This window comes from Cognatilysobacter tabacisoli (assembly GCF_003586305.1).
Classification (GTDB): Bacteria; Pseudomonadota; Gammaproteobacteria; order Xanthomonadales; family Xanthomonadaceae; genus Cognatilysobacter_A; species Cognatilysobacter_A tabacisoli.
This window is the reverse complement of record NZ_QXJI01000001.1, coordinates 374362-397370: the sequence shown is the minus strand read 5'-3', so window position 1 is coordinate 397370 and position 23009 is coordinate 374362. Positions and strand designations below refer to the sequence as shown.

The 23009-nt window shown below is 71.1% G+C and carries 22 protein-coding genes; 12 read left to right on the top strand and 10 right to left on the bottom strand.

Annotation, left to right across the window (positions count from 1 at the left end; translation table 11 throughout):
* A complete protein-coding gene (feoB, locus tag D3A60_RS06465) occupies nt 1–1851 on the bottom strand; it encodes a ferrous iron transporter B (protein WP_119717903.1) in 1851 nt (616 codons plus the stop codon).
* Entirely contained in the window at nt 1848–2105 is a 258-nt protein-coding gene (locus D3A60_RS06460) for a FeoA family protein (protein ID WP_119717902.1), read from the bottom strand. Before D3A60_RS06460 ends, feoB begins: the two co-directional genes overlap by 4 nt.
* A gap of 132 nt (nt 2106–2237) precedes the next feature.
* Here D3A60_RS06460 and D3A60_RS06455 point away from each other — a divergent pair, with 132 nt between their 5' ends.
* From D3A60_RS06455 to yeiP, 7 genes are all read left to right on the top strand, one after another.
* A complete protein-coding gene (locus D3A60_RS06455) occupies nt 2238–3023 on the top strand; it encodes an enoyl-CoA hydratase-related protein (RefSeq protein ID WP_119717901.1) in 786 nt (261 codons plus the stop codon).
* The gene (locus tag D3A60_RS06450) at nt 3023–5032 is read left to right on the top strand and encodes an acetyl/propionyl/methylcrotonyl-CoA carboxylase subunit alpha (protein WP_119717900.1); all 2010 of its coding nucleotides are present in this window, start codon (nt 3023–3025) and stop codon (nt 5030–5032) included. Before D3A60_RS06455 ends, D3A60_RS06450 begins: the two co-directional genes overlap by 1 nt.
* Complete coding sequence (locus D3A60_RS06445) at nt 5029–5922, top strand: hydroxymethylglutaryl-CoA lyase (protein ID WP_119717899.1); 894 nt, start codon at nt 5029–5031, stop codon at nt 5920–5922. Before D3A60_RS06450 ends, D3A60_RS06445 begins: the two co-directional genes overlap by 4 nt.
* Nucleotides 5923–5984: 62 nt before the next feature.
* Nucleotides 5985–8504: a sensor domain-containing protein gene (locus D3A60_RS06440; protein ID WP_119717898.1), complete on the top strand. Its 2520-nt coding sequence runs from the start codon at nt 5985–5987 to the stop codon at nt 8502–8504.
* A 34-nt stretch (nt 8505–8538) separates the two neighbouring features.
* The gene (locus D3A60_RS06435; RefSeq protein ID WP_119717897.1) at nt 8539–9027 is read left to right on the top strand and encodes a GNAT family N-acetyltransferase; all 489 of its coding nucleotides are present in this window, start codon (nt 8539–8541) and stop codon (nt 9025–9027) included.
* A gap of 68 nt (nt 9028–9095) precedes the next feature.
* Entirely contained in the window at nt 9096–9866 is a 771-nt protein-coding gene (locus D3A60_RS06430; RefSeq protein ID WP_119717896.1) for an SDR family NAD(P)-dependent oxidoreductase, read from the top strand.
* A gap of 113 nt (nt 9867–9979) precedes the next feature.
* Nucleotides 9980–10546, top strand: a complete 567-nt coding sequence (gene yeiP, locus D3A60_RS06425; protein ID WP_119717895.1) for an elongation factor P-like protein YeiP — start codon at nt 9980–9982, stop codon at nt 10544–10546.
* Between the two features lie 73 nt (nt 10547–10619).
* Here the strand turns inward: yeiP and D3A60_RS06420 are convergent, their stop codons facing one another.
* A complete protein-coding gene (locus tag D3A60_RS06420) occupies nt 10620–12005 on the bottom strand; it encodes an FAD-binding oxidoreductase (protein WP_119717894.1) in 1386 nt (461 codons plus the stop codon).
* 250 nt (nt 12006–12255) lie between these two features.
* On the opposite strand from D3A60_RS06420, the gene serA reads away from it, so the two are divergent.
* Entirely contained in the window at nt 12256–13494 is a 1239-nt protein-coding gene (gene serA / locus D3A60_RS06415) for a phosphoglycerate dehydrogenase (protein ID WP_231120493.1), read from the top strand.
* Between the two features lie 9 nt (nt 13495–13503).
* Here serA and D3A60_RS06410 read toward each other — a convergent pair whose 3' ends face one another.
* A complete protein-coding gene (locus tag D3A60_RS06410) occupies nt 13504–14067 on the bottom strand; it encodes an NUDIX hydrolase (protein ID WP_119717892.1) in 564 nt (187 codons plus the stop codon).
* 171 nt (nt 14068–14238) lie between these two features.
* Between D3A60_RS06410 and D3A60_RS06405 the strand changes: the two genes are divergently transcribed.
* The 4 genes from D3A60_RS06405 (at nt 14239) to mtnC (ending at nt 17842) form a co-directional block, all read left to right on the top strand.
* A complete protein-coding gene (locus D3A60_RS06405) occupies nt 14239–15804 on the top strand; it encodes an amino acid permease (protein WP_196778669.1) in 1566 nt (521 codons plus the stop codon).
* Nucleotides 15805–15942: 138 nt separating this feature from the next.
* Nucleotides 15943–16581: a methylthioribulose 1-phosphate dehydratase gene (locus tag D3A60_RS06400; RefSeq protein ID WP_119717890.1), complete on the top strand. Its 639-nt coding sequence runs from the start codon at nt 15943–15945 to the stop codon at nt 16579–16581.
* Nucleotides 16578–17135, top strand: coding sequence for a 1,2-dihydroxy-3-keto-5-methylthiopentene dioxygenase (locus D3A60_RS06395; protein WP_119717889.1), 558 nt, complete (start codon nt 16578–16580; stop codon nt 17133–17135). The genes D3A60_RS06400 and D3A60_RS06395 overlap by 4 nt, the downstream gene beginning before the upstream one ends.
* Nucleotides 17135–17842: an acireductone synthase gene (gene mtnC / locus D3A60_RS06390; RefSeq protein ID WP_119717888.1), complete on the top strand. Its 708-nt coding sequence runs from the start codon at nt 17135–17137 to the stop codon at nt 17840–17842. Before D3A60_RS06395 ends, mtnC begins: the two co-directional genes overlap by 1 nt.
* Before the next feature lie 19 nt (nt 17843–17861).
* Here mtnC and D3A60_RS06385 read toward each other — a convergent pair whose 3' ends face one another.
* The 6 genes from D3A60_RS06385 to hisH form a co-directional block, all read right to left on the bottom strand.
* Nucleotides 17862–18464: a YdeI/OmpD-associated family protein gene (locus tag D3A60_RS06385; protein WP_119717887.1), complete on the bottom strand. Its 603-nt coding sequence runs from the start codon at nt 18462–18464 to the stop codon at nt 17862–17864.
* Between the two features lie 4 nt (nt 18465–18468).
* Nucleotides 18469–20118: a calcineurin-like phosphoesterase C-terminal domain-containing protein gene (locus D3A60_RS06380; RefSeq protein WP_119717886.1), complete on the bottom strand. Its 1650-nt coding sequence runs from the start codon at nt 20116–20118 to the stop codon at nt 18469–18471.
* Nucleotides 20119–20200: 82 nt separating this feature from the next.
* Entirely contained in the window at nt 20201–20830 is a 630-nt protein-coding gene (hisIE, locus tag D3A60_RS06375) for a bifunctional phosphoribosyl-AMP cyclohydrolase/phosphoribosyl-ATP diphosphatase HisIE (RefSeq protein WP_119717885.1), read from the bottom strand.
* Nucleotides 20820–21596, bottom strand: a complete 777-nt coding sequence (gene hisF / locus D3A60_RS06370; RefSeq protein WP_119717884.1) for an imidazole glycerol phosphate synthase subunit HisF — start codon at nt 21594–21596, stop codon at nt 20820–20822. The genes hisIE and hisF overlap by 11 nt, the downstream gene beginning before the upstream one ends.
* Nucleotides 21590–22354: a 1-(5-phosphoribosyl)-5-[(5-phosphoribosylamino)methylideneamino]imidazole-4-carboxamide isomerase gene (gene hisA, locus D3A60_RS06365; protein WP_119717883.1), complete on the bottom strand. Its 765-nt coding sequence runs from the start codon at nt 22352–22354 to the stop codon at nt 21590–21592. The genes hisF and hisA overlap by 7 nt, the downstream gene beginning before the upstream one ends.
* On the bottom strand, nt 22351–22950 hold the full coding sequence (gene hisH, locus D3A60_RS06360) for an imidazole glycerol phosphate synthase subunit HisH (RefSeq protein ID WP_119717882.1): 600 nt from the start codon (nt 22948–22950) through the stop codon (nt 22351–22353). Before hisH ends, hisA begins: the two co-directional genes overlap by 4 nt.
* Between the last annotated feature and the right edge of the window lie 59 nt (nt 22951–23009).

The following is a 23009-nucleotide window of genomic DNA, read 5'->3' as shown; positions in this document are numbered from 1 at the left end:
TCAGCCCGCCCCCAGCGCAACCGCGACCTGGTACGTCAGCAGCGATGCCAGGTAGGCCAGCCCGAACAGGTAGCCGGTGGCAATCGCGACCTGCTTCCACGAGTGGGTCTCGCGGCGGATCGTCGCCAGCGTCGAAATGCACTGCGGCGCGTAGATGAACCACACCAGCAGCGACAGGCCGGTCGCCAGCGACCAGTCCTGCGCGATCAGGCCGCGCAGCACGTCGCCGGCGACTTCGTCGTTCGCAGCCGCGACCGCATAGACCGTTGCCAGCGACGAGACCATCACCTCGCGCGCGGCCATGGTCGGGATCAGCGCGATGCTGATGCGCCAGTCGAACCCGAGCGGCTCGAACACCACCGCGAGTGCGCGGCCGATGCGGCCCGCGACGCTGTCCTCGATCCCCACGCCCGCCGGGATGTTCAGCATGAACCACAGCAGCACGGTCAGCGCGAGGATGATCCCGCCGACCCGGCGCAGGAAGATCCATGCGCGCTCCCACAGGCCCAGCAGAAGGTCGCGCGGGTGCGGAACGCGGTACGAAGGCAGCTCAAGCAACAGCGGGTGCTCGCCCTTGTCCCGGCGCCACTTCTTCATGACCCACGCCACCGCCAGCGCGCTGAGGATGCCGCCGGCATACAGCGCGAACAGCACCAGGCCCTGGAGGTTCAGCACGCCGGCCACCGAGCGCTGCGGGATGAAGGCGCCGATCAGCATCGCGTACACCGGCAATCGCGCCGAGCACGTCATCAGCGGCGCGACGAGGATCGTCGCCAGCCGGTCGCGCGGATCCTGGATCGAGCGTGTCGCCATGATCCCGGGGATCGCGCAGGCGAAGCTCGACAGCAGCGGGATGAACGAGCGGCCCGACAGCCCGGCCGAGGCCATCATGCGGTCGAGCAGGAACGCCGCGCGCGGCAGGTAGCCGGATTCCTCGAGCGCGAGGATGAAGGCGAACAGGATCAGGATCTGCGGCAGGAACACGATCACGCCGCCGAGCCCGGCGATGACGCCGTCGACGAGCAGGCTTGCCAGCGGACCTTCCGGCAGCGCGGCGGCGACGGCGCCGCCCACCGCGGCGGTGCCCGCCTCGATCAGGTCCATCAGCGGCGTGGCCCAGGCATAGACGGCCTGGAAGATCAGGAACATCACCACCCCCAGCGCGAGCAGGCCGAACACCGGGTGCAGGAGCCAGCGGTCGAGCGTGTCGTCGACGGCGGCGGTGCGGCGCGGCATCGATACGGCGACCAACAGCAGGCGTCGGGTCTCCGCGTGCAGGTCGGCGTCGGCAGCGAGCTGCACCTTCGGCGCGTGCGGCGCCGTCACCACGCCGTCGAGCAGCGCGACCAGCTCACGCGCGCCGTGGCGCTGCACGGCCACGGTCGGCACGACCGGCACGCCGAGCTCGCGCTCGAGCGCCGCCAGGTCGACGTCGATCCCCCGCCGGCGCGCGGCGTCCATCATGTTGACGGCCAGGACCACCGGCTTGCCGGTCTGCTGGCCGAGCTCGCGCACTTCCAGCGCGAAACGCAGGTGCAGGCGCAGGTTGGTCGCATCGACCACGCAGACGATGACGTCCGGGCCCGGTTCGCCCGGGTAGAAGCCGCGGCAGACGTCGCGCGTGACCGCCTCGTCGAGGCTGGCCGCATGCAGGCTGTACGCCCCCGGCAGGTCGAGCACCGCGTACTGGCGGCCGGACGGCGCGTGCAGGCGTCCTTCCTTGCGCTCGACGGTCACGCCGGCGTAGTTGGCGACCTTCTGCCGGCTGCCGGTCAACAGGTTGAACAGCGCGGTCTTGCCGCAGTTCGGGCTGCCGACCAAGGCGACGCGGGTCGCGGCGACCGCGCTCATGCCGGCTGCCCCTGCGCGGACTCTTCGCGCACGCGCACGCGCGCCGCTTCGACGCGGCGCAGGGCAAAGCGGGTAAAGCCGACCTGCACCAGCAGCGGCTCGGCCGACACCGGCCCCGCGGCCACGATCTCGACGCGCTCGCCGCCGACGAAGCCGAGCTCGCGCAGGCGCCGGGCGACGCCGTCGTTCGGATGCAGGTCCTCGACGGCGTCGACGATGGCGGCGACGCGTCGCGGCAGTTCGGAAAGCTTCAAGTCCGTACCGTGTCGCCAGGCGACAAATAGGAATCGTTCGCAATTGTAGCACCGGCCCCGACGCGTCCGGGGGCGTGGCGGCAGCGGCTAGAATGGCCCGCACGCCGCGATCGCGGCCCAGTCGAGCGCCCGATGACCCAAGCCCTGTTGAGCCTGCGCGACGGTGCCGTCGCGAGGCTGCGGATGAACCGTCCGGAACTGCACAACGCCTTCGATCCGTACCTGATCACGGCGCTGACCGGCGCGCTGCAGCAGCTGGGCGACGACCCATCGGTTCGCGCGGTCGTGCTCGAAGCAGACGGCGCATCGTTCTCGGCCGGCGCCGACCTGCACTGGATGCGCGGCATGGCCCGGGCCAGCCAGGACGCCAATCGCGACGACGCCCTCGCCCTCGCCCGCCTGATGCGCACGCTGGACGAACTGCCCAAGCCGACCGTCGCGCGCGTGCACGGCGCGGCGTTTGGCGGCGGCGTGGGCCTCGTCGCGTGCTGCGACATCGCCATCGGCACGCCGGCGGCGAAGTTCGGCCTCACCGAAAGCCGGCTCGGCCTGCTGCCGGCGGTGATATCGCCGTACGTGATCGCCGCGATCGGCACGCGCCAGGCGCGCCGCTGGTTCGCCACCGCCGAAACCTTCGACGCGGCCACCGCGCAGCGACTCGGCCTGCTGCACGAAGTCGTCGAGGCCGATGCGCTCGACGCCGCCGTACAGCGCCAGCTCGACCTGCTGCTGAAAGCCGGCCCGATCGCCGCCGCCTCGGCAAAAGCGCTGGTGCGCCGGGTCGGCGCGGCCGGAGATCGCGACGGCATCGACACTGCCAACGCCGAACTGATCGCCGCGCTGCGCGTTTCGCCGGAGGGCCAGGAAGGGCTCTCCGCCTTCCTCGACAAGCGCACGCCGCGCTGGGCCACCCGCTGATGTTCGACAAGATCCTGATCGCCAACCGCGGCGAGATTGCCTGCCGCGTGATCCGCACCGCGCGCCGGCTCGGCATCCGCACCGTCGCGGTGTACTCCGATGCGGACGCCGACGCCCAGCACGTGCGGCTGGCCGACGAGGCGTTCCCCATCGGCGGGGCCCGGCCGCAGGAGTCCTACCTGCGCGGCAACGCGATCATCGCGGTCGCGCGCGCGTGCGGCGCGCAGGCGATCCACCCGGGCTACGGCTTCCTCAGCGAGAACGCCGACTTCGCCGAGGCGGTCGAGGCCGCCGGGATCGTCTTCATCGGCCCGAAGGCCGCGTCGATGCGGCGGATGGGCAGCAAGGCCGGCGCCAAGGAGCTGATGCACGCCGCCGGCGTGCCGGTGGTGCCCGGCTACACCGGCGAGGACCAGTCGCCGGACGTGCTGCAGCGCGAGGCCGATGCGATCGGCTACCCGCTGATGATCAAGGCCGCGCACGGCGGCGGCGGCAAGGGCATGCGCATCGTCCGCGAGTCGGCCGAGTTCCTGCCGAACCTCGAGAGCTGCCAGCGCGAGGCCGCCGGCGCGTTCGGGCGCGACCGCGTGCTGCTGGAGCGCTACGTCGAGCGCCCCCGCCACATCGAGATCCAGGTGTTCGGCGACAGCCACGGCAACGCGATCCACCTCAACGAACGCGAGTGCTCGGCGCAGCGCCGCTACCAGAAGGTGCTGGAGGAGTCGCCGTCGCCGTTCCTGACGGCCGACCTGCGCGAGGCGATGGGCGCAGCCGCGGTGCTGGCCGCGCGCGCCATCGACTACGTCAATGCCGGCACGGTGGAGTTCATCGTCGGCCAGGACGGCGGCTTCTACTTCATGGAGATCAACACCCGGCTGCAGGTCGAGCATCCGGTGACCGAATGCGTGACCGGGCTGGACCTGGTCGAGTGGCAGCTGCGCGTCGCCGCTGGCGAACCGCTGCCGCTGGCGCAGGACGCGATCGCGCAGAACGGTCACGCCATCGAGGTGCGCCTCTACGCCGAGGATCCGGACGCCGGCTTCCTGCCCGGGTCCGGCCGGCTGGACCGCCTGCGCCTGCCGGCGCCGGACGCGCACGTGCGCATCGATGCAGGCGTGGTCGAGGGCGACACCGTCACGATCTTCTACGACCCGATGATCGCCAAGCTGATCGTCCACGACGCCGACCGGCCGCGAGCCCTCGCCCGCCTGCGCGATGCGCTGGCCCAGTGCGAGATCGTCGGGCCCAAGTCGAACATCGAATTCCTCGAGCGGCTGGTCCGCCACCGCGTCGTCGTCGACGCGACGATCGACACCGGCTACCTCGACCGCCACCTCGACGAGTTCATGCCCGCGGCGCAGACCGATCCGGACCTGCTGCTGGCCGCGACCGTCGCACGCCTGATCGCGCAGGAGCGCGAGGCGAACGCCCAGGCGGCCGGGTCGAACGACCCCCATTCCCCGTGGGCCATCGCCGATGGGTGGCGTCTCGGCCACGGCGGCCGCCGCAGCCTGGCGTTCGTGCACCGGGGCGAGCGGCTGGAGCTGCACGCGCACGGCAGCGGCGGCGACTACCGCATCGAGCACGCAGGCGCGACCCACGCGATCGACGGCGCCCGGCTGGCCGATCAGGCGCTGAGCCTGCGTATCGACGGCAGGGGACGTCGGTTCCGGATCGTGGACGAACGCGTGCGCGACGAGGGCGGGCAGCTGACCGCCCACGACGGCGAGCGTCGACTTCGGCTGGAACCCGTCGCGATGTATCGTCACGAGAGCGTCGCCGGAGCGGGCGGCGGGGACCGCGTGCAGGCACCGATGCCGGGCCGCGTGGTGGTGGTCAAGGCGGCCGCGGGAGATGCGGTGGCGATGGGCCAGGAGCTGCTGGTGATCGAGGCGATGAAGATGGAGCTCAGCCTGAAGGCGCCGCGCGCCGGAACGGTCGCGCAGGTGCGCGCGGTCGCGGGCGACTTCGTCGACGCCGACGCCGTGCTGGTGACCCTGGAGCCATGAAGCCAACCGTCCGCATCGTCGAGGTCGGCCCGCGCGACGGGCTGCAGAATGAGACGGCGACGATCGCGACCGCCGACAAGATCGCGCTGATCGACCGGCTGTCGGCCACCGGGCTGACCAGCATCGAGGCGACCAGCTTCGTCAGCCCCAAGTGGGTGCCGCAGCTCGCCGACGCGGCCGACGTGTACGCGGGCATCGCCCGCCGGCCCGGCGTGCATTACCCGGTGCTGGTGCCGAACGAACAGGGCTACGAGCGCGCGCGCGCGGTCGGCGTCGAGGAGATCGCGGTGTTCACCGCCGCGTCCGAAGCGTTCAACCGCCGGAACATCAACGCCTCGATCGACGAGTCGCTGGCGCGCTTCGCGCCGGTGATGGCGCGCGCCGCGGCCGACGGCGTGCGCGTGCGCGGCTACGTCTCGACCGTGCTCGGCTGCCCGTACCAGCGCGACGTGCCGCTGGCCGACGTCGTGCGCGTCGCGAGCGCGCTGCGCGAGATGGGCTGCTACGAGGTGTCGCTCGGCGACACGATCGGCGTCGGCACGCCGGGCAAGGCGCGCGCGATGCTGAAGGCAGTCGCGTCGGAGGTGCCGGTCGAGCACCTGGCCGTGCATTTCCACGACACCTACGGCCAAGCCCTGGCGAACGTGCTCGCCTGCCTCGAGGAAGGCGTCGCGGTGGTCGACGCGGCGGTGTCGGGCACCGGCGGCTGTCCGTACGCGAAGGGCGCCAGCGGCAACGTCGCGACCGAGGACGTCGTCTACATGCTGCACGGGCTCGGCCTGCACACCGGCGTCGACCTGCCGGCGCTAGCCGACACCGGGCGCTGGCTGGCGGCGCTGCTCGGCCGCGAGTCCGGCAGCAAGGTCGGCAGGGCGTTGGCCACCGCGTGAACGCTCCGGCGCCGTCGGAACGTCCCGCCACGCCGTCGACGGACGGCCCGGGCGACGTATCGATGGTGCTGGCCGATCTCGAGCGCGCGCTCGCCGATCCCGGCACGCCGGCGGCGCTGCGCGACGTGCTGCAGCAAGCGCGCGACGCGCTGCGCGACGCGGCCACCGCGGCCGACGTCGAACGCAACCGCTACCACGCATTGTTCGACGCGGTGCCCGACCCGGTCAGCATCATCGCGTGGGACGGCACCGTGCTCGACCTCAACCGCGCCGGCATCGCGGCCTACCAGCGGCCGCGCGAGGAGATCGTCGGCCAGCCGATCCACGTGCTCAATCCGGAGCTGCCCGACGAGCACATGGCGCCGGTGTGGGAGGCGCTCGAGCGCGACGAGACCTTTGTCGTGCACGTCACCAACATGCGCGCCGACGGCACCCGTTTTCCGGTTGAAGTGCACTCGGCTGGCTTCGTCGAGGACGGGGCCAAGCGCATCGTCGCGGTCGCGCGCGACCTCAGCGGCCGGCAGGACGCCGAGCTGCGCTACCGCGAGCTGATGGAGACGATCGACAAGGGCATCCTGGTCCGCGATGGCACCGGCCGCATCGTCCAGGCCAACGCCGCGGCGATGCGGCTGTTCGGCGTCGAGCCCGGCCAGCGGGTCGACCACATGCTGCACCCCGACCACTGGCTGATCGTCGACGAGGACGGCCACGAGCTGCCCGAGGACCAGCTGCCGGCCATGCGCGCGCTGCGCACCGGCAAGCTCGTCGCGAGCACGGTGCTCGGCTACTACCACCGCCAGCGACGGCAGCTGATGTGGGTGTCGGTGACCGCGGTGCCTCAGTTCCTCGCCGGCACCGACCGCGTGCACCAGGTGCTGTCGCTGTTCTCCGACGTGACCGCGCTCAAGCGCGACAGCGCGCTGTTCGACCGCGCGCAGGCGCTGGCGCACATCGGCGGCTGGGAGTGGGACATCGCGCGCAACGAGCTGTACCTGACCCGCGAGGCCCAGCGCATCCTCGGCCAGGCGACGGCGCCGACGACCATCGAAGGCCTGCTCGCCGCGCTGCGCGAGCCCGACCGCCGCAAGCTGCGCGACGCCATTGAACTGGCGACGACCGCCGGCCGCGGCATCGACCTCGAGCTGCAGGGCCAGCAGGCGCACGGCAAGTCGTTCTGGGTGCGCGTGATCGGCGAGCCCGAGGTCGGCGACGCGGTCGCCTCGCGGCTGACCGGCACCCTGCAGGACGTCACCACCCGCAAGCTGTCCGAGGACTACCTGCGCGTGCAGGCGCGCACGGACCCGCTGACCGGGCTGTTGAACCGCGACGCGGTGCTGCGCGAACTGGACAACCGGCTCGACGACCCGGTGCAGTTGTCGCTGGCCGTGCTGTACATCGACCTGGACCGCTTCAAGATCGTCAACGACGTGCTCGGCCACGCCGCTGGCGACCGGCTGCTGGCGGCCGCCGCGCGCCGCATCCAGCGCGCGATCGCCAGCGAAGGCCTGATCGCGCGGTTCGGCGGCGACGAGTTCCTGGTGATCTGCTCCACCCACGACGACCGCAACCGCCCGCAGCGGCTGGCGCAGGCGATCCTCGACATTTTCGGCGACAGCTTCCGCATGGACGGCGAGGAGTTCTCCATCACCGCCAGCATCGGCGTGGCCCAGGCACCGACCGATGGCCGCCGCTCGCAGCAGCTGATCCAGAGCGCCGACGTGGCGATGTACGACAGCAAGCGCCGCGGCCGCAACGGCTGGCAGCTGTTCACCTCCGAACTGGCCGAGCAGCAGCTGCAGCGCCTGCAGCTGGAGACCCACCTGCGCCGCGCGGTCAGCAACGACGAGTTCCACCTGGTCTACCAGCCGCAGGTCGACCTGGCATCGGGCAGCCTGATTGCCGCCGAGGCGCTGCTGCGCTGGCGCCACCACGCGCTCGGCGAGATGCGCCCGGACCGCTTCATCGACCACGCCGAAACCACTGGCGACATCGTCGGCATCGGCGGCTGGGTGCTGCGCGAGTCGTGCCGGCAGCTGCGCCGCTGGCGCGACGGCGGCCTGCCGATCGAGCGCGTCGCGGTCAACGTGTCGTACCGGCAGTTCATCGGCGAGGACCTCGCCACGTCGGTCCGCGCCGCGCTGGCCGAAGCCGGGCTGCCCGGCAGCGCGCTGGAGCTGGAGTTCACCGAGCGCGTGCTGATCGAGGACGCGCCGGAGACGCTGCGCACGTTCGAGGCGCTGCGCGACCTCGGCGTCACCCTGACCATCGACGATTTCGGCGAGGGCTACAGCGCCCTGAACTACCTGCGCCGGCTGCCGATCCACGGGCTCAAGCTCAGCCAGCTGTTCGTGCAGGGCGTGCCGTCTAACCAGTCCGACGTTGCGGTCTGCCAGGCGGTCACCGGCATCGCCAACAGCCTGGGCCTGTGCGTGGTCGCCGAAGGCGTCGAGTCCGAGGCCCAGCGCGCGTTCCTGCTGCGGCTCGGCGTGCCGATCGGCCAGGGCTTCCTGTTCGCGGCCGGGCAGTCGCCGCAGGAGCTGCGCGCGCAGTACGGCACGCCGATCCTGGTCGCGCCGCAGTAAGCTGGCGGCCCAGCCGGACGAGCCCGACGACCCGATGCACGCCAGCCTGTCCATCCGACCGATCGAAGCGCGCGACGATGCGCGCATGGCCGAGATCATCCGCACGGTGATGCCCGAGTTCGGCGCGGTCGGCTGCGGTTTCGCGATCGCCGACCCGGAGGTCGACTGGATGAGCCGCGCCTACGCGGAGCCGCGCAGCGCCTACTTCGTCGTCGAGCGCGACGGCGAGGTGATCGGCGGCGGCGGCGTCGCGCCGCTGGTCGGCGGCGACGAAGGCACGTGCGAGCTGCGCAAGATGTACTTCCTGCCGGCCGCGCGCGGACTCGGTGCCGGCGCGGCGATGATGGCGCGATGCCTCGACGCGGCGCGCGGCTTCGGCTTCGAGCGCTGCTACCTCGAGACGCTCACCGGCATGGACGGGGCGATGAAGCTGTACGAGCGCACCGGCTTCCAGCGCATCGATGCACCGCTGGGCGCCACCGGCCACGGCGGCTGCAACACCTTCTACGTGCTCACGCTGTAGAGCGGGCCCCGGCCCTCCCCGCCCGCCCTACGTTAAAATCGCGGCTTTCCGCACGCAGGCCGCCCCCCATGCAACTCGACACTGTCCGCGCCGTCGTCACCGGCGGCGTCTCCGGCCTCGGCCTGGCCGTGGCCCAGCACCTGGTCGCACACGGCGGCAAGGTCGCACTGTTCGACGTCAACGACGCCAAGGGCGCCGAGGCCGTGGCCGCGCTTGGCGAGGCCAACGCCCGCTACTTCAAGACCGACGTCACCAGCGAAGACGGCGTCGCCGCCAACGTCGCCGCCGCGCGCGAGTTCCTCGGCGGTCTCAACGCCGTCGTCAACTGCGCCGGCATCCTCGGCGCCGGCCGCATGCTCGGCAAGGACGCGCCGATGCCGCTGGCGCAGTTCCAGGGCACGGTGATGGTCAACCTGGTCGGCAGCTTCAACGTCGCCAAGGCCGCCGCGGCGCTGATGCAGCACAACGAACCCAACGCCGACGGCGAGCGCGGCGTGATCGTCAACACCGCCTCGGTGGCGGCCTACGAGGGCCAGATCGGCCAGGCGGCGTACTCCGCGTCGAAGGGCGGCGTGGTCGGCATGACCCTGCCGATGGCGCGCGAGCTCGCCCGCTTCGGCATCCGGGTGATGACCGTCGCTCCGGGCATCTTCTGGACGCCGATGGTCGACGGCATGCCCGAGTCCGTGCAGCAGTCGCTGGCCGCGTCGATCCCGTTCCCGTCGCGGCTCGGCCAGCCGCAGGAGTTCGCCGACCTGGTCGCCTACATCCTCGGCAACGCCTACCTCAACGGCGAGGTGATCCGCCTCGACGGCGCGACGCGCTTGGCGCCGAAATAACGCGTTGACCGGGGGGCGATTCGTCCGCGATCGGACGAACGCCTGCCGCACCCGATCCACGCCCGCTTCGCCGCTCCGATCACCTCCACCGAATCACGAACTCCGGCTGACCCATGAAGGCTTACGACATCAAGAAGGGCAACGTCGTCGAACACAACGGCGGCGTCTACCAGATCCGCGACATCGAGCGCAGCTCGCCGCAGGGCCGCGGCGGCAACGTGCGCTTCCGCTTCACGATGTACAGCGTGCCGGGCGGCAACAAGCTCGATGCCAGCTTCGACGGCGACGACGACCTGCGCGAGGTCGAGCTGAGCCGGCGCCAGGCCACGTACTCGTACAAGGACGGCGACGCCTTCGTGTTCCTCGACGACGAGGACTACACGCCGTACGCGCTCGACGCCGACGTGGTCGGCGACATGGCCGGCTACGTGGTGCCGGACCTCGCGGGCTGCTACGTGCAGATCATCGACGACGCCCCGGTCGGCCTGCAGCTGCCCCAGAGCGTGGCGATCGAGGTCGTCGAGACCCCGCCGGAACTCAAGGGCGGCACCGCCACCAAGCGACCGAAGCCGGCCAAGCTGTCGACCGGCATCGAGATCATGGTCCCGGAGTACATCGGCAACGGCGAGCGCGTGCTGGTCAACACGACCACCGGCGAGTTCGCCGGCCGCGCCGACTGACGCGGCGTCCGCCAGGCATCGCGACCGCAGCCGCCTCCGGGCGGCTGTGTCGTTTCCGACCCGGTCGCGCGCGTCAGGCGTCGAACACCTTGCCGGGGTTCATCAGCGCGTTCGGGTCGAGCGCGCGCTTGATGCCGCGCATCAACGCGACCTCCCCGGCGCTGCGGGTGCCGAGCAGGTACGACTTCTTGACCAGGCCGATCCCGTGCTCGGCCGAGATGCTGCCGCCGTGGCGCACCAGCGCGTCGGACAGCAGCCGGGTGACCTGCTCGCAGTCGGCGACGAACGCGGCGTTGGCCATGCCGTCGGGCTTGAGCACGTTGATGTGCAGGTTGCCGTCGCCGATGTGGCCGAACCACACGACCTCGAACTGCGGATAGGCCTCGCCGAGCAGCGCCTGGGTCTCGGCCAGGAACGCCGGCATCGCCGAGATCCGCACCGAGACGTCGTTCTTGTACGGCACATGCTTCGCCAGCGACTCGGTGATGCCCTCGCGCAGCCGCCACAGCTGCGCGGCCTGGGCGTCGCTCTGGCTGATCACGCCGTCGCTGACCAGTCCGTGCTCGACGCAGTGCTCGAACGCCGCCATCGCGGCGGCCATCGACGCCTCCTCGTCGACGGCGAACTCGGTGACCACGTAGAACGGGTGCGCATCGTCGAACGGCTTCTGCCCGCCGTGCGCCAGCACGTGTTCAATCGCGCGATCGGTGAAGAACTCGAACGCCTCCAGCGTCACCCGTTCGCGGAACGCGGCGAACACCTGCATCAGGTGCTCGAACGACGGGATCGCCAGCAGCATCACGCTAGTCGGCGGCGGCGGGTCGGCCAGCCGCAGCGTCGCCTCGACGATGATGCCGAGCGTGCCTTCGGACGCGACGAACAGGTGGCGGAGGTCGTAGCCCGAGGAGTTCTTGACCAGCGCGCGGTTGAGCTCGAGCACGTCGCCGGCGCCGGTGACGACCTTCAGCCCGGCGACCCACTCGCGCGTGTTGCCGTAGCGGATCACCCGGATGCCACCGGCGTTGGTGGCGATGTTGCCGCCGATCGAGCACGAGCCGCGCGCGGCGAAGTCGACCGGGTAGGCCAGCCCGCGCTCGCGGGCCGCGTTCTGCACCGCCTCCAGCGGCGCCCCGGCCTGCACCGTCAGCGTGCGGTCGATCGCGTCGAAGTCGAGCACGCGGTTCATCCGCTCCAGGCTCAGCACCAGCTCGCCGTTGGCCGCCACCGCGCCGCCAGACAGCCCGGTGCGGCCGCCGGACGGCACGACGGCGACACCCTCGTCGTTCGCCCAGCGCACGATCGCCTGCACCTCGTCGACCGACGCAGGCAGCGCCACCGCCAGCGGGGCCGGCGTCCAGCGCCGGGTCCAGTCGCGGCCGTAGTGCTCCAGGTCGCCCGGGTCGGTGCTCAGGCGCAGGCCGGGCAAGCGGTCGCGGAGTCGGATCAGGGCATCGGTCATGGGCGGGGCATCGTTGGGGGGACGAACGGGGAGCCTGCGGGACGCGGACGCCTCGCGGCGCGCGGGATTTTCGATATTGCGACATCGGCCGTGCAGGCATGGGACGCCGCGGCGCGCACGCCGTCCACGCACGCCCCGCGGCGCGTGCCGGACCGGGCACGGACAGCTATAGCACCGCCTGATGCAGTGCAGCAAACCGCGTGCGTTTCTGGCACAGTCGAACGCCCTCCCCCGCGTGCCCGCCACCGCCGTGAGCCAGCCGACCTCGTTCCCGAAGTCCGACATCCGCGTCCTGCTGCTGGAGGGCGTCAGCGCCACCGCGGTCGAGAGCTTCCGTGCGGCCGGCTACAGCCAGGTGCGCACATTCGAGAAGGCGCTGCCGGTCGAGCAGTTGCACCGCGAACTGGCCGACGCGCACCTGGTCGGCATCCGCTCGCGCACGCAGCTCGACGCCGAGGCGCTGTCGCACGCGCGCCGGGTCATCGCGATCGGCGCGTTCTGCATCGGCACCAACCAGATCGACCTCGAGGCCGCCGAAGTGGCCGGCATCCCGGTGTTCAACGCGCCGTACTCGAACACCCGCAGCGTCGCCGAGCTGGTGGTCGCCGAGGCGATCATGCTGATGCGCGGCATCCCGCAGAAGAACGCGCAGTGCCACCGCGGCGGCTGGTCCAAGTCGGCCGCCGGCAGCCACGAGGTGCGCGGCAAGACGATCGGCATCATCGGCTACGGCCACATCGGCACCCAGGTCGGCGTGATCGCCGAGGCGCTCGGAATGCAGGTGCTGTTCCACGACATCGAGGCGAAGCTGTCGCTCGGCAATGCGCGCGCGGCCGCCGGCCTCGACGACCTGCTCGCGCGCAGCGACGTCGTCACCCTGCACGTGCCGGAGACGCCGGCCACGCAGGGCATGTTCGGCCCCGGGCAGATCGCGCGGATGAAGCCGGGCGCTCACCTGATCAACGCGTCGCGCGGCACGGTGGTCGACATCGACGCGCTGGCCGCGGCGATGAAGTCCGGCCACGTCGGCGGGGCCGCGGTCGACGTGTTCCCGGTCGAGCCACAGGGCAACGCCGACGTATTCGAATCGCCGCTGGTCGGCCTCGACAACGCGCTGCTGACCCCGCACATCGGCGGCAGCACGCTCGAGGCGCAGGACAACATCGGGCTCGAAGTCGCCGCCAAGCTGATCCGCTACAGCGACAACGGCTCGACCCTGTCGGCGGTGAACTTTCCCGAGGTCACCCTGCCCGAGCACACCGGCTCGACCCGCCTGCTGCACATCCACCGCAACGTGCCGGGCGTGCTGTCGCAGGTCAACGAGGTGTTCTCGCGGCTGGGCGTCAACATCGACGGCCAGTTCCTGCGCACGCACGCGAAGGTCGGCTACGTGGTGATCGACATCACCGCGACGCAGGACCAGGCCGACGAGGTCCGCGAGCAGCTGGCGAAAATTCCCGGCACCCTGCGCACGCGCGTCCTGTACTGACCTTCGCGACTAGCGCCGGCGCTGCAGCCACTTGGCGGCCATGCGCCGCATCGATTCGTCGGCGTCGCGCGCGATCGGCGCGATCTCGCGCCACGCCAGCGCGTGCGACTCGTCGCTGACGACGAAGTTTTCATCGTCGCCGGCGTGCAGGACGTAGCGGGCGTCGTAATGCCAGTGTCCGGGCACGTCCGCGCGGGCGGGGATCCAGTGGCGGTCGAGGTCGAAGATCGCCGGCTCCACGCGCAGCCCGGTCAAGCCCGATTCTTCTTCGGCCTCCTTGAGCGCGACGCCCGCCAGGTCGCGGTCGCCGTCGGCGTGGCCGCCGAGCTGCAGCCAACGGTCGAGCTTGCGGTGGTGGGTCAGCAGCACGCGCTCGCCGCGGCGGTCGACCAGCCAGGCCGAGCCGGTGAAGTGACCGGCGTCGCGCTGGCGGACGAACGGGTCTTCGGGCCCGTCAAGCAGCTCGAGAAACGCCTCGACCAGCGCCGCCTCAGCGGGCAATCGGCCTGCGTACTCCCGGAGCGCCGTTCGCAGGGGTTCGTTCGCGAGCGGCTGAACACCCTGTACCGTCATGGCTCACCGAGGGCAAAAAGAAATCTGTACGGGGGCGCACGCCGCGCCGCGTCTTGTGTGCGCCCGCGTGCCCGGCTATGGTCACGCGATCTTAACGTAGCCGGCGACGGGTCCCGCCCCGCAGGCGTCCGGCCGCAAGGCCAAAGCGGCAAATACTGGAAGCGAGGTTTCATGGCAAGCATTCCCAATCGCGGTCTCTTGGCTCGCATGCTGGCGCGAAAGAGCGTCGCCCAAGTGCAACAGGAAACCGAAACCAGTCAGCTTAAGCGGACACTGGGGCCTTGGAACCTAGTATTTCTCGGCATCGGCTGCATCATTGGTGCGGGCATTTTCGTTCGCACCGGCAACGCAGCGGCACTTCACGCCGGACCGGCCGTCCTGTTCTCCTTTCTGATCGCCGGTGCGGTCTGTGCTCTGGCGGGTCTTTGCTACGCGGAGCTGTCCTCCACGCTCCCGGTCTCAGGCTCCGCCTACACGTACAGCTACACGACGATCGGCGAGTTTGCAGCGTGGATCATGGGCGCGCTGTTGTTGCTCGAGTATGGGCTGGCGGCATCGGTTGTTGCCGTGGGGTGGTCGGGCTATATGGTCAGCCTGCTTGGTGACTGGGGAATCCAGGTGCCCCTCGAGCTAACCGGCCCTGCTGGCCATGCCCTCGTGCGCGATGGCGCTGCAGTCTTGGATGCCGCGGGCAATCCTGTAACCACGCTGTTCAACCTGCCTGCCTTCCTCATCTGCCTCGCGTTGGCTGCCCTTTTGGTGATCGGGGTCTCCGAGAGTGCCAAGGTCAATAACGTCATCGTCGCGATCAAGATGACAGTGATCATCGCGTTCATCGTCATCGTTGGCTGGTACGTGATGCAGGACCTCGATACCTACCTCGCGAACTGGCAACCCTTCATTCCGGAGCCCACTGGCGAGAAGGGCGAGTTCGGCTGGAGCGGCATCCTGCGCGCTGCGTCGATTGTCTTCTTCGCGTATATCGGTTTCGAGGCGGTTTCGACCGCAGGACAAGAGGCCAAGAATCCCAAGCGCGACCTACCCTTCGGCATCATCGGCTCCTTGCTGGTTTGCACCGTTCTGTACATCCTCGTATCGATCGTGATGACGCTGATCGTCAACTACAAGTCGTTGAACGTTCCCGACCCGGTTGCCGTTGCCGTCGATGCATTGGGCCCGTCGTGGGCGTGGTTTGCGAAGACGATCAAGATCGGCGCGATCATCGGCCTGACGTCGGTCATCCTGGTGCTGATGTACGGCCAGACCCGCATCTTCTACACCATGGCCCGCGACGGCCTCCTTCCACGCGTCTTTGCGAACGTGCACGCAAAATTCAAGACGCCGTGGGTCAACACCATCCTGGTCGGACTGATCACTGCCACGGCCGCCGGATTCTTCGATATCAACACGCTGGGCGACATGACCTCGGTCGGGACGCTCGCGGCATTCGGCATCGTGTGCCTCGCAGTCATGTGGCTGCGCCGCACCCACCCGGAGCTGCCGCGTGGCTTCCGAGTTCCGCTGTACCCAGTTCTCCCGGCTCTGGGAATCGTGGCTTGCTTTGCTCTGATCTTTACGGTTGAGACGCGAGTGCTCGTCTTCTTTGGCTGGTACGCATTGGCGGCGATCATTCTGTATTTCGTCTACGGCATGCGTAATTCCCAACTCCACAAGGGAAATATGAGCGCCTCCCCGCATGACCTGCCGGTCTACAAGGAAGACGCACCCGGAAACTGAACACAGCTTCCGGCTGGATGACGACGGCGCGGGCAACCGCGCCGTTGTCGTTTCCGGCGCCGTGCCGCCCCGCCAGCGCGTCCGGCGCGTTCCACCGGCGAGGTTTTTCCATCACCGGGCTGCCGCTACACTTTGCCCATGAGCACCCCCCTGCCGTACGACCCGCAGCGCTTCGCGCAGTGCGCGGCCGAGATCATCGTCAACACCCGCGAGCTGGCCGCGCTGGGCTGGACCCCGGCCACCAGCAGCAACTTCTCGCGGCGGATCGACGACCACAACGTGGCGATCACGGTGTCCGGCCGCGACAAGGGCCGGCTGACAGAGGGCGACGTGATGGTCGTCGACCTCGACGGCAACCCGGTCGCGACGACTCAGAAGTCATCGGCCGAAACCCTGCTGCACACCCAGCTGTACAAGCGCTTCCCGGACATCGGCTGCGTGCTGCACACGCATTCGCGCACGCAGACGGTCGCGTCGCGCCTGTTCGCCGGCGCCGGGCACGTGCACCTGGAAGGCTACGAGCTGCTGAAAGCGTTCGCCGGCAACACCACCCACGACGTCGAGATCGACGTACCGGTGCTGCCCAACAGCCAGGACATGCACACGCTGGCCGCGCAGGTCGACGCGCTGCTCGACCGCCAGACGCTGTGGGGCTACCTGATCGACGGCCACGGCCTGTACGCGTGGGGCCGCGACATGCCCGAAGCGCGCCGCCACCTGGACGCGTTCGAATTCCTGCTCGGCTGCGAGCTCGACCTGAGGAGACTGCACCGATGAGCCGCCTGCGGATCTTCACCGAAGACAACCCGTCCCAGCCGCACGTCAACACCGGCGACCGCGACGCGATCGCGCGCGAGCTCGAGGCCATCGGCGTCGGCTTCGAGCAGTGGCAGGCCGCCCATCCTGTCCAGCCCGGCGACGCGCCCGAAGCGATCATGGCCGCATACCGCGCCGACATCGACCGGATCGTCGCCGCGCGCGGGTTCAAGACCGTCGACGTGGTCAGCATCGCGCCGGACAACCCGCAGCGCGAGGCGATGCGGACGAAGTTCCTCGACGAGCACTACCACAAGGAAGACGAAGTGCGATTCTTCGTCGCCGGCTCGGGGCTGTTCACGCTGCACGTGGGCGACAAGGTCTACGAGATCAAGTGCGAGCAGGGCGACCTGATCTCGGTGCCGGACAGCACGCTGCACTGGTTCGACATGGGGCCGGAGCCGAGCTTCGTCGCGATCCGCTTCTTCACCGAGCCGGACGGCTGGGTCGGCCACTTCACCGGCACCGAGATCGCCAAGCGCTTCCCGCGCTACGAACCGGGCCAGGCCGGCTGATGGGCGACTCCCGCATCCGGGCGATCCTCACCGACATCGAGGGGACCACGTCGAGCATCTCGTTCGTCAAGGACGTGCTGTTCCCGTACGCGCGACGCGCCCTGCCCGGCTTCGTCGCCGCGCGCGGCAAGGACCCGGCCGTGCGCAAGTGGCTCGACGCGGTCGCGACCGAGAACGGCGGCATGTGCGACGACCGCATGGTCGTCGAGGTGCTGCAGGGCTGGATCGACGAGGACCGCAAGCACACCGCACTGAAGGCGCTGCAGGGCATGGTCTGGGCCGACGGCTACCAGTCGGCGGACTTCACCGCGCACCTGTACCCCGACGCCGGCGACGCGCTGCGTGCGTGGCACGCCGTGGGCCTGCCGCTGCACGTGTACTCGTCCGGCAGCGTGCCCGCGCAGCGGCTGTTCTTCGGCCACAGCGATGCCGGCGACCTGACCGGGCTGTTCTCCGGCTGGTACGACACCGAGGTCGGCGGCAAGCGCGACGCCGACAGCTACCGGCGCATCGCGGCGCTGATGGATCGCGAGCCGTCGGAGGTGCTGTTCCTGTCGGACGTCGTCGAGGAGCTCGACGCCGCGCGCGACGCCGGCATGGCGACGGTGCTGGTCGACCGCCGCGACGACTACCCGGCGCCGCGCACCGGCGACGCCACGCACGGCCACGCGCGGGTCGAGTCGTTCGCCGACGTCGTCATCGACTAGCGCGCCACGGCGGCCGCGCTCAGGCATGGAGCTTCTCGCCGTTGGCGAGCATCGCGACGAACTTCTTCGCCCGCGCCAGCCGGGTCTCGGCCTTCTTCGCCGTGTGCACCTGCCAGCAGAACGCGTAGCGGTTGGTCCGGTCTAGCCCCTCGAAGAAGCGACGCGCCTTGGCGTTGCGAGCCAGTTCCGCGGCGAGCTCGGGCGGCACGTCCATTTCGCGCGAGCCGGCGTAGGCGGCGTCCCAGCGGCCGTCGGCCTTGGCCGCCTCGACCTCACGCAGGCCGCCCGGCCGCATGCGGCCCGCCGCGGTCAGCGCCTCGACCTTGCCGATGTTGATTTTCGACCACAGGCTGCGCGGCCGCCGCGGCGTGAACCGCTGCAGGTAGAAGGTGTCGTCGAGGCCGCGCAGCTGGCCGTCGATCCAGCCGTGGCACAGCGCGACGTCGAGCGCCTCGGCGTAGGTCACGGTGGTCACGCCGGTGCCCTTCTTGGCGATCTTCAGCCACGCGCCGCGCGTGCGGCCGTCGGCCGTCCGCGCCTCGATCCAGCGCTCGAACTCGGCCGGGCCGTCGAACTGCTCGACTGGCAGGTCGGTGGGCGGGGCCTTCGGCGCGGTCGTCATCGCGTTACTCCCCGATCTCGTCGAGGCGGTAGGTCGTCGTCGCGCGCTGCTCGCCGACCCAGGCGTCGAACGCGCGCACCTCGATGCGGTGCGTGCCGGCGGCCCGGTCGGTCGGCAGCGCGCCGCGCCACAGGTGCGCCGACGGCGTCGCCTCCGGTGACCGGTCGAAGCCGCGCAGTGCATCGGCCTGGTCGTCGCGTGCGTTCTCGATCTGCATGCGCGGATCCGGGCGGTCGACCCGGCGCATCGGCTGCCACGGGCCGTCGTCGATGCGGAACTCGACGCGCGTGTCGTCGCGGCCCATGAACACGTTCGCGTAGACGCCCCAGGCCGGGTACGCGCCCCGGCGCAGCACCTTCGGGGCGTGCAGCGCCATCGCGGTCCCCGGCTCGCCCGCCGGGTGCCACGACAGTCGGTAGTCGCCACCGCGCGCGACGCGCAGGCGCGCGTACCCGTTCGGCGTGCCGTCGGCCATCGTCGCGTCGGGAATGCCGACGGCGTCCTTGATCCCGGACCAGAACGCCCCGCAGGCCGCGCCGACGTTGTACTCGTGCAGCGGCGCGGCGCCGCGCCAACCCGACGCGGCATCGTGGAACACGTGCCGCTGGGTGTGCGAGTGGCCGCTGAGCAGCAGGACTTTCGGGAACCGCTGCAGCAGCGCGAACAGCCGCTCGCGGTCGGCGCGGCGGAACGTCTCGCGCCCCGGCGCCGCGTCGAAGAACGGGATGTGCACCGCGACGACCAGCAGCCGGTCGGTCGGCACGGTCGGCAGGTAGCTCTCCAGGAACGCGAACTGGTCGTCACGCAGACCGCCAACGTAGGCCGGCGATGCGCCCGGTCGGTAGACCACGTCGTCGAGGACGACGAAGGTCGCCTCCGGCTCCTCCCACGCGAACGTGTCGGGCCCGAAGTGGCGGCGGAACGTCAGCAGCGAGTCCTCGTCGCGCGCGGCGTCGAAATCGAGGTCGTGGTTGCCCGCCGCGTGCAGCCACGGCACGCCGAGGCTCGCCGTCGCCTCGATCAGCGCCGGGTACAGGGCGAGGTCGTCGTCGGTGATGTCGCCCAGGCTCAGGCCGAGGTCGGCCGCGCCAGCCGGAGGATGCCCGCGGTCCGGCGCGCCGGGTGTCGCGCGCTCGCGCCTGACCGTATCGATGATGTCGCGCCGGTAGTAGTCGACGTCGCGCATCGACTTCGTCTGCGGGTCGGCGAACAGGACCACCTCGAGCGGACGCGATCGGGCCGATGCCGAAGCGTCGCGGACCAGGCCGAAGTTGCGGCAGCCCGGGGATTCCGCCGGAATCCCGCCGAAACGCAGCGCGGGCCCCGCCGCGGTCCGGACGTTCCGCCACACGTCCGGCAGGCCGTCGGCACGGCGCGAGGCGCGGTAGCCGGCCGGCTTGATCACGAACGTGGTGCGGCCGTCGACGACCGGCAGGATGTACTGGCCGCGCGCATCGGTGCGGACGATGGCGACGCCGTCGGACACCTGCACGCCGGGCACCCCGCGCTCACCGCCGTCGAGCGCCCCGTTGCCGTTGCGGTCCTCGAACACAGTGCCCGCGTTGCACGGCGGCGGCACGGCGCGGGCGGAGCCGGCTGCGAGCGACAGCGCGATCGCCGCCGCGACGAGAACGGTCGTGAGTGCAGGGTGCATCGGGCCTCCCGGTACGAGGCCCGATTATGGCGCGGCGACGGCGCCGTCCGGCCGCCTGCGCGAGGTCCGCGGCTGCGCGGGCTCAGCCCGGACGATGGCGCTCGCGCAGCACCGCGACGGCGTCGGCCAGCGACAGGCCGCGCGCGCGCAGCAGCACCTGCAGGTGGTAGACCAGGTCAGCCGCCTCGCCGAGCAGCGCCGCGTCGTCCTGCGCGACCGCGGCCAGCGCCGTCTCGACGCCCTCCTCGCCGACCTTCTGGGCGATGCGCCGCACGCCGCCGTTGAACAGTGACGTCGTGTAGCTGCCGGCCGGGCGCTCGCGCTCGCGCCGCGCGACCAGCCCGTCGAGCTCGGCAAGGAAGTCGCCCGGCGCGTCGGGAAAGCAGCTCGCGCGGCCGAGGTGGCAGGTCGGGCCGTGCGGACGGGCGCGCACCAGCAGCGTGTCGGCGTCGCAGTCGGCCTCGATCGCGACCACCTCGAGCACGTGCCCGGACGACTCGCCCTTGGTCCACAGCCGCTGCCGGCTCCGGCTGTAGAACGTGACGTGGCCGCTCGCCAGCGTCGCCTGCAGCGCGGCGCGGTCCATGTAGCCGAGCATCAGTACGCGCAGCGTGGCGGCGTCCTGCACGACGGCGGGCAGCAGGCCGTCCTGCTTGTCCCAGGCCAGGGCGTCGGCATCGAAGGCGATTTGCGGGGAGGCTTCAGTCGACATCGCGCACCTGGATGGCGTCGGCGCGCAGGGCGCGCTTGAGTTCGGGGATGGCGATCGCGCCGGAGTGGAACACGCTCGCCGCCAGCGCGCCGTCGACGTCGGCCTCGCGGAACACCGCGCTGAAGTGCTCGATCGCGCCGGCGCCGCCGGAGGCGATCAGCGGCACGTCGCACAGCGCCCGCACCGCCCGCAGCTGCTCGAGGTCGTAGCCGGCACGCACGCCGTCGCTGCCCATGCAGTTCAGCACGATCTCCCCGGCGCCGAGGGACTGCGCCTCCACCACCCAGTCCAGCGTGCGGCGCGCGAGTGCGCGCGTGCGCGACGGGTCGCCGGTGTACTGGCGCACGCGCCACTGCCCGTCGTCGTCGCGCAGGCTGTCGATGCCGACGACGACGCACTGCACGCCGAACGCGTCCGCCAGTTCGGCGACCAGCGCCGGCCGGTCCAGCGCCGGCGTGTTGACCGACACCTTGTCCGCGCCGGCATGCAGCACGGCGCGCGCGTCGTCGACGCTGCGGATGCCGCCGGCGACGCAGAACGGGATGTCGATCGCGCGGGCGACGCGTTCGACCCACTCGCGGTCGACGCTGCGACCCTCGGGGCTCGCGGTGATGTCGTAGAACACCAGCTCGTCGGCGCCCTCGTCGCGGTAGCGCAGCGCCAGCGACACGATGTCGCCCATGTCGACGTGGTCGCGGAAGCGCACGCCCTTGACCACTCGTCCATGGCGCACGTCCAGGCACGGAATGATGCGGCGGCTCAGCATGCGACCTCCTCCGCCAGCGCATCGGCCAGGTCGAAGCGGCCGTCGAGCAGCGCCTTGCCCAGCACCGCACCGCGGCAGCCGGCCGCGCGCGCGCCAGTGATGTCGTCGAGCCCGCGGATGCCGCCCGACGCCTGCAGCTGCACGTCCGGGGCCAGCGCGACGATGCGGCGGTACAGGTCGAGGTTGGGGCCGGAGAGCATCCCGTCGCGCTCGATGTCGGTGCACAGCAGGTGGCGCAGCCCGGCGTCGGCGTAGCGGACCAGCAGCGGGTCGAGCTCGACGCCACTGTCTTCGGTCCAGCCGGCCGTCGGCAGTCGCCAGCGGCCGCCGTCGTCCTGCCGCGCATCGAGAGCGACGGTGATGCGCTCGGGGCCGAAGCGCTGCAGCCAGTCGATGACGCGATCGGGCTCGCGCACGGCGAGCGAGCCGACCACGACCCGGTCGGCGCCGGCCTCGAGGATCGCCGCGACGTCGGCGTCGCGCCGCACGCCGCCCCCGGTCTGCACCTGCAGCGCGGTCGTGGCCTTGATCGCGTCGAGCAGCGCGGCCAGCGTGTAGCCGCCGCCGCGCGCCGCGTCGAGGTCGACCAGGTGCAGCCAGCGTGCGCCTGCCATGGCGTGCTGCTGGGCAACCTGCAGCGGCGCCGCGTCGTACCGCGTCTCCTGCGCGTAGTCGCCCTGGCGCAGGCGCACCACGCGGCCGTCGCGCACGTCGATCGCCGGCAGCAGGGTGAAGGCGCGGGTCTCGTTCGCGCTCATGCCAGTCGCTCCGACAGGAAGTTGCCGAGCAGCCGCGCGCCGACCGCCGCCGAGCGCTCCGGATGGAACTGCGCACCCCAGCAGCGGCCGCGTCGGACGACCGCGGAAAACGGTTCGCCATGCGTGGCGCTGGCCAGCGTGTAGTCGCCCGGCGGCGCGGCGTAGCCGTGGACGAAGTACGCCTGCGCCCCGTCGGCGATCCCGGCCAGCAGCGGGTCGTCGCGCTCGACCTGCAGGCCGTTCCAGCCCATGTGCGGGATGCGCAGGCCCGGGGCCGACGGCATCCGCCGCACGCGCCCGGGGATCAGCCCAAGGCATTCGGTGTCGTTCTCGTCGGACGCGTCGAACAGCAGCTGCATGCCCAGGCAGATGCCCAGCAGCGGCTGCTTCAGCCCGCGCACCAGGTCGACGAGGTCCAATTCGCGCAGCCGCGCCATGCCGGCGCCGGCCGCGCCGACGCCGGGCAGGATCACCCGGTCGGCCGCGGCGATGCGCACCGGGTCCGCGCTCAGTTCGGCGCGCACGCCGAGGCGCTCGAGCGCGTAGCGGACCGAGCCGATGTTGGCCCCGCCCGCGTCGATCATCACCACGTCCATCACGCCGCCGCTCCCTGGTCGATTGCCTTCCACCGCAGCACCCGACACGCGGCGCGCTT